Origin of the sequence: Paenibacillus amylolyticus (assembly GCF_050990605.1) — a bacterium.
Classification (GTDB): domain Bacteria; phylum Bacillota; class Bacilli; order Paenibacillales; family Paenibacillaceae; genus Paenibacillus; species Paenibacillus amylolyticus_H.
Genome location: NZ_CP158832.1, coordinates 5,791,722 through 5,804,348, shown reverse-complemented (window position 1 = coordinate 5,804,348; position 12,627 = coordinate 5,791,722). Strand labels below are relative to the sequence as shown.

Sequence of the window (12,627 nt, the reverse complement as noted above, 5' to 3'; positions counted from 1 at the left end):
GTGGACATGCATGTTGATTCTTCCTACGCCGTTGAATAAAGCGGCAGTTATTGAATTAGAACCTATTACGGACAGTCGCGGATATTTTGCCAGAAGTTTTTGTCAGACGGAAATGAAAGCAAAAGGGATTAACTTCAATATGACTCAATCGAATGTAGCTTTTAACTTGAAATCCGGAACCCTCAGAGGTATGCACTTTCAAAAACCACCCTATAGCGAAGACAAAATCGTAACGTGCTTCAGTGGTGCGATATACGATGTTATTATAGATCTGAATTATAAAAGTTCTACATTTGGAAAATGGTATGGGGTGACACTGTCGGAAGAAAATCGCTTATCTTTATATGTCCCCAAAGGTTTCGCACATGGTTATAAGACCCTAACAGACAATACAAATATTCATTATATGGTAAGTGAGAGCTATACACCTTCACATGAATCTGGAGTCCGTTGGGATGATGAGGCGTTCGGAATAGAGTGGCCTGAGTCAGAGCATACCTTCATTTCACAAAAAGATGAATCATGGAATGCTTTTAATATGAAAACAGATGGTATTGAATTATAAAGGGAGACTAAAATGGATAATTTGACCGCAACAAAACTTCTAGAGTCTCTGCATGTTGGACGTGAAGGAATATTTTATTTGGAAAATTGTATTAAACAAGAAGAGTTGAGTCTCTCGGATTTGGGCATTTTCGATGATATCCTAGGATTAATACGTGTAGTGGAAAACTTAACAAACATGTCAACCATACCTAACAGAGTCAAAGAAATTAATGCGAATATTATTTTTTATATTAATGAGCTTAAAGAAAACATAATGACTGATAAAGTAGAATCTTTTTTATATAATTTCAAATTTCATTTTACATCTTTGTTTAGAGTTTTAGAGTTTGAGGTAGCTTATTTGGTAGAAAACATAGTTACGAAGAGGGACTACCCGAATTATTATCCTGAGATTGGGATTGTGGACCATGAAGATATTATTATGAAGGGTAAAAATTCAAAGTGTAAAGTCAGTATAGTTTTACTAGCATATAATAATCTCAGTTATACGAAGGATTGCGTTGAGAGTATTTTAATGAATACTGGTGATATAGATTATGAATTAATTTTGGTAGACAATGGTTCTACTGATGGAACAAAAGAGTATTTTAATTCTATTAATGGGGCAAAAGTAATTCATCTAAAATATAACATACATCTTGTTAAAGGATTTAATATTGGATTAATGGCAGCAGAAGGTAAATATTGTGCTGCTGTATGTAATGATTTTATTTTCACACCAAATTGGATAGAAAACTTGATGATTTGTATCGAATCAGACCCAAAAATTGGTTTTGTCTCACCAGGTGCAACATTTATTTCAAATTTGCAGCAAATTTCAGTCCCATTTGTCTCTAAAGAAGATTTTCAAGAGCGGGCTAAAGATTATAATGTAAGTGATCCTGCTAAGTGGGAAGAACGTGTAGTATTATTACCCAATGTGTTGTGTTGTCCCACAGCTCTTTTAGATCGAATTGGATATTATGATACTCGTTATTACCGTGGTGAATTTTTGGACGATGATATAAGCTTTAGAATCAGAAGAGCGGGATATAAGCTCGTATATTGTGGTGATACTGTGACTCATCACTACGGTAGTTTGACTACAGCAGTTGACCACCAATCCAATTCCTTGGAAGAGGGAAGAGTAACTTTCCAGGAAAGATACGACTTGGATGCTTGGTTGGATGCGCGTATGAATGTAGCCTATCTCGATATTGATGAAAAATTACTTTCAGGAGTTAATTCGATTCTGGGCATTGATGTAAAATGTGGGGCTACTTTACTGCAATTAAAGAATCGTATTTGGTCAAGTTATGGGAATAAACCAATGATTTCTGTTTGTTCTACGGAGAGAAAGTATGATCAGGATGTTAGAAGTATTTCTGAGCAAGTCATTACACTTGACAATTTAATTCAACTCCATTCTGTTGAAAACGTCAATGTTGACTTAGTTTATATTGAAAAACCATTGGATATGTATTCAGACGATTTGGATACTCTTTTTAGTAGTGTTGCTGACAAGATGAATACCAATGGCAAGTTGATTTTTATGGTTAACAACGGAATTAGTATTGAAGTGCTATACGAAATGTTGAACTCTTCTCATTCTGTTCATAGTCGTAAGCATTACATCCCTGAAGTAATTTGCAATCAAGCAAGGATATATGGTTTTGAATCAACTTCAATAATTAACTATGCCCCACAACGAAGTGTTGATAGTGATCAGATGGTTGGTAATTTAGCACGTTTTTTAGCTAATGGTGAGGAAAAAGAAACGGAATATCTGAAATCATTACTAAACCATACTTATGGATTATATCAAATGAACTTCGTTGGAATTTAAATTTATATGAAAGTCAAGAGGTTGATATGGTGAAAACAGGCATCGTGAATCGTAACTTTTGGTTAGGGAAAGATGTATTTATAACTGGACATACCGGTTTCAAAGGTAGTTGGCTGACTCTGTGGCTTCATAATATGGGGGCAAAAGTTACAGGTTACTCTTTAGATATTCCCTCAAGTCCTTCGTTATTTAAGCTAGGTAATATTGAAGAAGGTTTAGTTGAATCCACTACAGACGGTAATGTAACTGACTTATTAAATCTTACTCAATCTATAAATAAAGCTAATCCTGAGATCATTATTCACATGGCTGCGCAACCTCTAGTTAGAAAATCATATGAAAGCCCCGTTGAGACATACGCAACCAATGTAATGGGTACTGTTAATGTGATGGAAGCAGCGCGTAGATGTTCATCGGTCCGCGTTATTCTAAATGTTACCACAGATAAATGTTATGAAAATAAGGAATGGGAGTGGGGATACCGGGAAATTGATCCTTTGGGTGGGCATGATCCCTATTCAAGTAGTAAAGCTTGCTCAGAACTCATCACCTCGGCATATCGTCGTTCTTTTCTTCAATCCTCTGGGATAAATGTAGCAACTGCGAGAGCTGGCAATGTAATTGGAGGAGGAGATTGGGCTGAAGATCGACTCATCCCTGATTTTGTTAAATCACTGATTAACGGAGATAAGATTCAGATTCGTAATCCCGGTGCTATTCGTCCTTGGCAACATGTACTAGAACCTTTATCGGGTTATCTACTACTTTGTCAAAATTTATACTCTGAAGAATTTAATTATGCTGAGGCCTGGAACTTTGGACCTCAGCATGATGATGCTAGATCTGTTGAGTGGATCATCAATCAGATGCTTAGCAAATGGCCTCACGATAATTTGGGATACCATATTATAAACCAAGATTCAAAACATGAAGCAAACATGCTTAAACTGGACTGCTCGAAGGCTCTGAAGCACCTTAACTGGTTTCCCAAGTGGTCTCTCGGTAAAGCACTGGATCATACAGTTCAGTGGTATGTTGATTACTTGGTGGGGAGAAGTGTTAGGGAGGTATGCGAGTTTCAAATTAGCCAATATGAAAAAGATAGTTTGACACAAAGTTAAACTCTAATATATAGCGGATCATCCTCAATCTATCTATTCTATTCAGTGTGTTTAGTCTCTGAATTGGAATGGATGCCAGTATGTTTTTTAGATAATAGTTATTTTCCACGCACCCCATTGGAGATCATTTACGTTCATTATGTAGCACATTTTATTATGTTTATTTTAGAAACATTCATTGTACTAATAAATATCTATTCAATCTCAATCCTCGCTAACCGATAAATATAATAAATAATTCCATCGGGGGATGAACGATGAATATACAGTTTTCACTTTCTACCAATGCTGCGAATAGCACATCGGTTGCAAATGGCACTCAAGTTGAATCCCGTGGCAAACAAGACAGCGCTCTGTTACAAGCTGTTAGAAGCGGGACAGAGTTATCCAAGCTTGAACGGCAAGGTGTTAACATTCCATTTGGAGATGAGCAGCTTATTAAAGCAATAGACAGAGCTGTTAAAGCTCTGGCAGGTCCTACCACAACTCTGGAAATGAGTGTCCACGAGAAGAGTCACCAGATTTTAGTCAAAGTGCTCAATAAGGAAACAGGTGAACTGATTCGTGAAATTCCTCCAGAGAAAACACTGGACTTGGTAGCCAAGATGATGGAAATAGCCGGGATTATAGTCGATGAAAAAGTATAAGGAGGTTAGATGAGATGAATATGCGTATTAATGGTTTTTCAGGAATGGATATCGACAGTATGGTTAAATCAATGATGACAGTGAAGCGAGTTCCATTAGACAAGTTGAATCAGCAAAAACAAATTCTCGAATGGACACGTGATAGCTATCGAGAAATAAATAGCAAAATTGTTCAGTTGAGTGATAAGTTGCAGAAAATGAGCTTTTCTGATGCTACAAATACTCAAAAATCAACAGTAAGTGGGAATACAACAGCAGTCAGGGCGGAAGCCACAGCTGAGGCGAGCTCGGTTCCTTTTTCAATTACTGAGATTAAGTTGGCTAAACAAGCTCAAATGCAAAATAGTTCTAGACTGGAAATCGCTAATCAGCCCACCGCGAAGGTTACGCTTGATACAACTTTAGCAGATTTGACAGGGACAGCCACTCCTTCATACGATTTGAATATTAATGATAAGTCGATAACTTTTCTTAGTACAGATTCTCTATCTGTTGTTATTGCACGCATTAATTCAAGTATACCAACGGTAACGGCAAGTTTTGATGAAATTAGTGGGAAGCTTTCAATAACTTCAAAAGAACATGGGAAAGCAATCACAGATACGGGGACAGGTGGTGCTCAGCAATCTAGTTCACTGAATACTGCTCTAGGATTAACGTATACTCCTCCTCAAGCTGGTGAAGTATCAATATCGAATGGTACAGATTCTGTGAAATATGCACTAACTGATAATAAACTAAAAATTAACGGTATTAACTTAACATTTTTAGAAGAAACGACTGCAACTAATCCTTCCAAAATTACAACGCAATCTGACCCGACCAAGGCTGTAGAGACCATAAAATCTTTCGTGGACACATATAATGAATTACTTGGATTGTTAAATGGAAGAATCTCAGAGCAAAAGTTTCGTGATTTTCAACCTTTGACAGCTGATCAAAAGAAAGATATGAAAGAAGACGACATTAAGAATTGGGAAGAAAAAGCCAAAAGTGGACTCTTAAAGAATGATTCTATTCTTAGTGCAGCTGTTAACTCAATGAGAACGGTAGTTACAGGGAATTTGAAAATGTTAAGTGAAGTAGGGATTACTACTGGACAATATTATGAAAAGGGTAAGTTGCAGATTGATGAAAGTAAACTTAAAGATGCTCTAACGACTAACCCTGACAAAGTTCTAAATATATTCCGTGGTTCAGTTTCAGACGTAAATAGTAAACCTCTGTTTAGTGAGATGCGTAGTGAACTTAATTCTACGCTAGACATGCTCGTGAAAAAAGTGGGTACATCGAAATTGGACTCTAATGCTAGTATGACACTGAAAACAGAGAGTATTATGGGTGAGCAATTGAAGCAGTACAACAAGAGAGCATCCGAGATGGAACGAAAAGTTTCAAATTGGGAAACACGCTATTATAAGCAGTTTGCTGCTATGGAGAAAGCGATGAGTCAATTTCAATCGCAATCTTCCAGTTTAGCAAGTTATTTTCAATAATGAATGAGGAGGAATAATTTAGTATGATATCATCTCCTTACGAGAAATATAAGCAGTCTTCGGTACAAACCTCTACTCCAGGTCAATTGGTGATCATGTTATATGATGGAGCGATTCGATTTACAAAAACGGGTCTGGAAGGCATTGAAGCAAGGGATTACTTCAAAGCTAATGTAAACCTTGGCAAAGCTCAAACTATTATCAGTGAATTGATGTCTACCTTAAACCAATCCTATCCTGTGGCTAAAACTTTGTTCTCGCTATATGAGTATATGAATTATTTATTAATCCAAGCTAATATAAAAAAAGAAACCAAATATGGAGAAGAAGTATTGGGATACTTGCAGGAACTGCGGGAAACATGGGTAGTTGCTAGTAAACAAGTGGCGGGAATTATACCAAATGAGTAGTGAGATTCAGTCAGAGTTGGATAGGCTTCTCTACCAACTATTAAATTTAACGCTGAATTTTACAGATGAATTGGAAACCAAGGCTTCTAAAGATATTGAAGATTTCGTTAGTGAACGTCAAGATTTAGTGCAACAATTACAGGGTATTATGGACGTTCAAAAGATGAATAGTTTGCAAAAAGAAGAACTGAAGCGTATTTTGACGTATGACCTCATGATACAGGAACGTATGTTATCAATTAAAAATGAAGCACAAGAATGGTTACTACAGCGAAATTTAGCCAAGACACAACGTAGTTTATACGAGACTAAGTATGCATCTGAAAGTTATCTTATGGATAAACGAAAGTGAACGAAGTAAAGTTGATGGCCCGTACTCAGTACGGGTCTTCTTCGTTCATAAATCCTCCTAACGTATCCATCATTAATACATCAAAAATAGACTTACCAACCCGCCAATTACCTGATATATTCAAGATATCTCACCGTTCAACATAATCCCCAATTAATCTACAAAAAATTCCAAGAAAACATTTACTTTACCAATTGACAATGGATAACTTTGGGTGGTATTATCTGAGTTGTGGGCAGAGGTTAAGGCCGAAAGCTTCACTTCATTTGATGACGAAGGGAATGTTAGTGCATGCAAGGTAAAGTAAAATGGTTCAACGCAGAAAAAGGTTACGGTTTCATTGAGACTGAAGATGGCGGCGACGTATTCGTACATTTCTCCGCAATTCAATCCGAAGGATTCAAAACTTTGGAAGAAGGTCAATCCGTAGAATTCGACATCGTCGAAGGCGCGCGTGGACCGCAAGCAGCTAACGTAATCAAATTATAATCATCCGGACAATCCGACCTACATATATGGTTAGATGGTTACCAGATTGAATTATCGCTAGCATCAGACTCCGGTACTTTCCGGGGTCTTTTTTTGTTTTAATAGATACGAGATTTAGATCAGTTCGGGAACAGTATTCTTGTGAGTTTAATAGATTAAAGCAGTAGATTCAAGAGATCGATTGAAGTTCATTTTACATATTAGATTGAGCAAGCTCAAAAACGGTTAAATACATCATCAAGCGCCTAATAAGACGTTCCATGCAAATATACGATTATGGCTGAATATGATGAAATATCGCGAAATATGGCGTTATTCCTATGTTGGCAGATGTGACTTGAACAGATGTCATTATTCGGTCACCGGGAGTTTTTACATGGCGCTTACATTCGTGTTATAATGAAGTTGCAAAGGAAAAAGGAGGAGTGCCCTATGAATTTAAGTATTCGAGGTCAACAAATCGAGGTTACTGATGCTTTGAAGGATTATGTCGACAAAAAGTTGAGTAGACTCGAGAAGTATTTCGATGCACCCCTTAACTCTGACGGTGCTGTTACATTGAGCACGACGAGAGGTTTGCATACGGTAGAGGTGACGATCCCTTTGAAAGGCATTGTGCTCCGCGCTGAGGATGAGAGCGACGATATGTACGCATCCATTGACTCCGTGGTAGACAAGCTGGAACGTCAGATCCGCAAACACAAAACAAAAATTAACCGTAAGTTCCGCCAGGAAGGTAGCCTGAAAACACTCTTCGTTGAAGATCCAACAGGTACTGTGGCTACAGCTGAACTGGATGCGGACACGGATGAAGATGATTTGGAAGTTGTACGGACGAAACGCTTTATGTTGAAACCAATGGACGTGGAAGAGGCCATCCTCCAAATGAACATGGTTGGTCACAATTTCTTCGTATTCTCCAACATTGACAGTGAAGAAGTTAGCGTGGTTTACAAACGGAACGATGGTAAGTACGGATTGATCGAACAAGGTTAATCTTAAACTTACGGGATCACCGGATCGGAATTGAATAAGAATATCTAAATTTTAATAATGAACACAGGAACTGTAGTTTCCTGGATTAGACTTAACAAGAGCTTCCATCCCTTAGGAGATGGGGCTCTTTTGTGCGTAGAGGAGCTGGGAAATCACCTTTGGAAATAAAGTGGTGAAACTATTCCCTATGCTGCTGCGTCTAATAGATAGTATGAAGAATCACAATCGGTACAATTTTATCTCCAGATTCCGATGGTTACGAAAATATTTGTACACCTACATTCGAGAACTGGATATTGAGATTATCATCCAAATTTACCATCAAAATTCGTTGACAGGGCAGTCTATCCTGCAAAGTGAAACATGGCAATGGAACGCTTCCACTAACGACTATGATTTTTTGCACTTAAACTCCATCTGATATGTCTCAGAAGTTCAAAGAAGTGTGCCGTGGCGTGTTGCGGCGGCCCTTACAAACTGTTACAATTTATGCAAAGAGAATCATTGTCCTGATGAGGAATTGTCAACGAATGATCGCTAATCATAATCAATGACAGGCACAGCACCATGAACATGATTCGCAAAGCGCGGGCTTCGGCTAGTTTTTAATAATCGAATCCGTCTGAACACCGAATCAGCTTCATGAGGAACCCTTGGCAAGCCTGGAGTTGATTCATCCATATTACTTTTTATAATGTTTGTCACCCCCGGGCAAGTGGAGCAACATCCATCCGATGGTGTCGCGTGGCGGCAACAGGGGGTCTATTCTGTTTTGCACGAAAGGGGTATACCATGCTAGGACTTGTCAAAAAGATCTTCGGCGACATGAATGAACGTGATGTTAAACGTCTGATGAAGACGGTCGATGTGATCAATAAACTGGAACCACAATTTCAGGCGTTGTCTGATGAACAACTGAAAGGTAAAACGGACGAATACCGTGCTCGTATTGAAAAGGGAGAAACAACAGATGAGCTTCTTCCAGAGGCATTTGCAACTGTACGTGAGGCATCACGCCGTGTACTGGGCAAACGTCACTACGATGTACAGATGCTGGGTGGGATCGCTCTGCATGAAGGCCGTATTTCCGAGATGAAAACGGGTGAAGGTAAAACGCTGGTAGGAACACTTCCGGTATATCTGAACGCGTTGATGTCCAAAGGTGTTCACGTGGTCACGGTCAATGACTATTTGGCACAACGGGATAGCCAGGAAATGGGACAAATCTACGAATTCATGGGCATGACGGTAGGGGTTAACCTGAGCGGTATGGACCATGCTTTGAAACAGCATGCATATGCATGTGATATTACGTACGGAACGAACAACGAGTTTGGTTTTGACTATCTGCGTGACAACATGGTCCTGTACAAAGAGCAAATGGTTCAACGTCCATTGTTCTTCTGTATCATTGATGAGGTGGACTCCATCCTGGTCGATGAGGCGCGTACGCCACTCATTATCTCCGGACAAGCTCAGAAATCAACGGATATGTACTATGCAGCAGATCGCTTTGTGAAACGTCTGGTGCCAGAGGAAGACTTTACGGTAGACATCAAGGTGAAATCCGTAGCGTTGACTGAGGCGGGCGTGGCCAAAGCAGAGAAAGCATTTGGGATCGAGAACTTGTATGATCATGCCAACGTAACGCTCAACCATCACATTGTACAGGGCTTGAAAGCAAATGCAATCATGCGTCGTGACGTGGATTATGTGGTCAGTGATGAAGAAGTTATGATCGTTGATGAATTCACAGGTCGTCTGATGTCTGGACGTCGTTACAGTGATGGATTGCACCAGGCGATTGAAGCCAAAGAAGGCATTGAAGTACAAAACGAGAGCATGACGCTTGCTACAATTACCTTCCAAAACTATTTCCGGATGTACCGTAAACTTGCGGGTATGACGGGTACAGCGAAAACCGAGGAAGAAGAGTTCAAAAAAATCTACGGTCTCGAAGTATTGCAGATTCCAACCAACCGTCCGAACAAACGGGATGACATGGCAGATGTCGTGTACAAGAGCATCGATGGCAAGTTCAAGGCGGTGGTAGAAGAAATCGTGGAACGCCACAGCAAGAATCAGCCGGTTCTGGTAGGTACAGTGTCCATCGAGAACTCTGAACGCTTGTCTGATATGCTTAAGCGCCGTGGTGTAAAACACCAGGTACTGAACGCCAAGTACCACGCGGAAGAAGCAGAGATTATCTCAGGAGCTGGCCAAGCGGGTGCAGTAACGATTGCTACCAACATGGCAGGACGGGGTACAGATATTATCTTGGGTGAAGGTGTAGCTGAAGTAGGCGGCCTTCATATCATCGGTACAGAGCGTCACGAATCACGCCGGATTGATAATCAGCTGCGTGGTCGTGCAGGACGTCAAGGTGACCCGGGTTCAACACAATTCTACCTGTCACTGGGTGATGAATTGATGAGACGTTTCGGTGCAGACAATGTACTGAACATGATGGAGCGCCTTGGTTTTGAAGAAGACCAACCGATCGAGAGCCGGATGATTACCCGTGCAGTAGAATCGGCGCAGAAGCGTGTTGAAGGTAACAACTTTGACGTGCGTAAAGTCGTTCTCCAATATGATGATGTCATGAACCAGCAACGTGAAATTATATATAAACAGCGCCGCGAGGTACTGGAGTCCGAAAACATCAAACAGATCGTTATGGATATGATCAAACCTTCCATCGAACGTATCGTTGAAGCTCACTGTGGTGACGATATTCCGGAAAACTGGGAGCTGCAGGAAGTTGCCGATTACATGAACAGCAAATTGCTGGATGATGGTTCGATAACAAAAGATGATCTGTGGGGTAAGGAAGCAGAAGAAATCATCGAATTCCTGTTCACGAAAGTTCAGAACAAGTACAACGCACGTGAAGAGCGAATTGGCGAAGATATGGTTCGTGAGTTCGAGAAAGTGGTTGTGCTTCGTGCAGTAGACAGCAAGTGGATGGATCATATTGATGCTATGGATCAATTGCGTCAAGGTATCCACCTTCGCGCTTACGGCGGTACAGATCCACTGCGTGAGTACCAGTTCGAAGGCTTCGAGATGTTCCATCAGATGATCGCTTCGATTCAGGAAGAAGTAGCGACTTATGTGATGAGAGCACAGATCGAGAGCAATCAGGAGCGTCAAGCGGTTGTGGAGGAAAGTCAGATCTCGACAAGCGGTGAACCTGCTGAGAAACGTCCAGTGAAGGTTTCCGACCAAATCGGACGTAACGATCCATGCCCATGCGGTAGTGGCAAGAAGTTCAAACACTGCCACGGCCAAGAGTAGAGCGATCGGAAGATGCTACTGTAATCGGAGTGACAGGTGTAACATTAACTAGGTCAACTTATATAGCATGACATGAACGGCTCCTTGCAGCCGGGTGTTCCATAGGATGAAGTGAAGGATGCAAAACCGGTGAATGGTGCATAGTTATAATCATATGACCATGATCATGGAGAAGAGATATACTGGAATAACAGTTGTCTCAACACCCGGCTGACGCATCGCATACTTGATCTGGAGGAATACCCTGGATGCGGGGAGCTTATCTTAATGAAAAGAGGAATTGCACATGATCGATCCAAATGTGAAGCATGACCTGCGTGAAATAGGCAAGAAACTAACAAACCTTAGGGGGTCTCTTTGACTTAGATCTGAAGCAAGAGATGATTGGCAACTTCGAAGTGAAGATGTCTGCCCCGGATTTCTGGGACGATAGTGACAAGGCGCAATCCGTAATCGCTGAGCTAAATGCGGTGAAAGGATCTGTGGATCAATACACCAAACTCCAACAGGACTATGATGACGCAGTGATGATGATCGAACTGGCCGACGAAGAAGGCGACGAAGACCTTGCTACCGAGATTGGTAACAGTATTACCGCGATCGTGAATAAGGTTGCAGAGTTCGAACTTCAGCTTCTGCTGAATCAACCATATGACAAGATGAATGCGATTCTGGAGCTTCACCCGGGTGCGGGTGGAACCGAGTCCCAGGACTGGGGACAGATGCTGCTCCGGATGTACACGCGTTGGTCCGAGAAGCGTGGCTTCAAGGTTGAGGTACTGGATTATCTGCCAGGTGATGAGGCTGGGATTAAGAGTGTTACATTGTCGATTAAGGGACATAACGCTTATGGTTATCTGAAAGCCGAGAAGGGTGTACACCGACTGGTGCGGATCTCTCCTTTTGACTCATCAGGCCGTAGACATACGTCCTTTGTATCCTGTGATGTGGTACCGGAGATTGATGACACGATTGAATTGGACATTCGCACAGAAGACCTCAAGATCGATACGTACCGGGCAAGTGGCGCGGGTGGACAACATATCAATACCACCGACTCTGCCGTACGGATTACTCACCTTCCAACAGGTGTAGTTGTAACGTGTCAGAATGAACGTTCACAGATTAAGAACCGTGAGCGAGCGATGACGATGCTCCGTTCGAAATTGTATGAGCGTAAAATTGAAGAGCAAAAACAACAGCTGGATGAAATCCGAGGAGATCAGTCGGATATTTCGTGGGGTAGCCAGATTCGCTCCTATGTGTTCCATCCCTATAGTATGGTAAAGGATCACCGTACAAGCGTAGAGACAGGAAATACAGGAGCAGTAATGGACGGCGACCTCGATGCATTCATCGATGGTTATTTGCGCAGCCAGATTAAAGTAGAAACCGATTAATATAAGTTCCTGTATGGACCCATACGT

The 12,627-nt window shown here is 40.9% G+C and carries 11 protein-coding genes; all 11 read left to right on the top strand.

Annotated elements, in window-relative coordinates; translation table 11 throughout:
- The first annotated feature begins 10 nt into the window (after window positions 1-10).
- The 11 genes from rfbC (at window position 11) to prfB (ending at window position 12,600) form a co-directional block, all read left to right on the top strand.
- Window positions 11-565, top strand: coding sequence for a dTDP-4-dehydrorhamnose 3,5-epimerase (gene rfbC, locus ABTV53_RS25535; protein ID WP_433747782.1), 555 nt, complete (start codon window positions 11-13; stop codon window positions 563-565).
- Window positions 566-577: 12 nt separating this feature from the next.
- The gene (locus ABTV53_RS25530) at window positions 578-2,392 is read left to right on the top strand and encodes a glycosyltransferase family 2 protein (protein ID WP_433747780.1); all 1,815 of its coding nucleotides are present in this window, start codon (window positions 578-580) and stop codon (window positions 2,390-2,392) included.
- Window positions 2,393-2,418: 26 nt separating this feature from the next.
- Entirely contained in the window at window positions 2,419-3,513 is a 1,095-nt protein-coding gene (gene rfbG, locus ABTV53_RS25525) for a CDP-glucose 4,6-dehydratase (RefSeq protein ID WP_433747777.1), read from the top strand.
- A gap of 257 nt (window positions 3,514-3,770) precedes the next feature.
- Window positions 3,771-4,160, top strand: coding sequence for a flagellar protein FlaG (locus ABTV53_RS25520; protein ID WP_433747775.1), 390 nt, complete (start codon window positions 3,771-3,773; stop codon window positions 4,158-4,160).
- Between the two features lie 14 nt (window positions 4,161-4,174).
- Window positions 4,175-5,656: a flagellar filament capping protein FliD gene (gene fliD / locus ABTV53_RS25515; protein WP_433747772.1), complete on the top strand. Its 1,482-nt coding sequence runs from the start codon at window positions 4,175-4,177 to the stop codon at window positions 5,654-5,656.
- A gap of 23 nt (window positions 5,657-5,679) precedes the next feature.
- Complete coding sequence (gene fliS / locus ABTV53_RS25510; RefSeq protein ID WP_433747770.1) at window positions 5,680-6,066, top strand: flagellar export chaperone FliS; 387 nt, start codon at window positions 5,680-5,682, stop codon at window positions 6,064-6,066.
- Complete coding sequence (locus ABTV53_RS25505) at window positions 6,059-6,418, top strand: hypothetical protein (RefSeq protein WP_433747767.1); 360 nt, start codon at window positions 6,059-6,061, stop codon at window positions 6,416-6,418. The genes fliS and ABTV53_RS25505 overlap by 8 nt, the downstream gene beginning before the upstream one ends.
- A gap of 291 nt (window positions 6,419-6,709) precedes the next feature.
- Window positions 6,710-6,907, top strand: coding sequence for a cold shock domain-containing protein (locus ABTV53_RS25500; RefSeq protein ID WP_024631599.1), 198 nt, complete (start codon window positions 6,710-6,712; stop codon window positions 6,905-6,907).
- Window positions 6,908-7,339: 432 nt separating this feature from the next.
- Window positions 7,340-7,903 (top strand): ribosome hibernation-promoting factor, HPF/YfiA family, encoded by a 564-nt coding sequence (gene hpf, locus ABTV53_RS25495; RefSeq protein WP_124116500.1) that lies wholly within the window; start codon window positions 7,340-7,342, stop codon window positions 7,901-7,903.
- A gap of 792 nt (window positions 7,904-8,695) precedes the next feature.
- Window positions 8,696-11,200, top strand: coding sequence for a preprotein translocase subunit SecA (gene secA, locus ABTV53_RS25490; RefSeq protein ID WP_433747765.1), 2,505 nt, complete (start codon window positions 8,696-8,698; stop codon window positions 11,198-11,200).
- Window positions 11,201-11,486: 286 nt separating this feature from the next.
- Window positions 11,487-12,600, top strand: a protein-coding gene (prfB, locus tag ABTV53_RS25485) for a peptide chain release factor 2 (protein WP_124116498.1) whose coding sequence is annotated in 2 segments (ribosomal slippage) — window positions 11,487-11,558 and window positions 11,560-12,600 — 1,113 coding nt in all. Because the reading frame shifts where the segments join, the coding sequence is not laid out codon by codon here.
- Window positions 12,601-12,627: the final 27 nt, after the last annotated feature.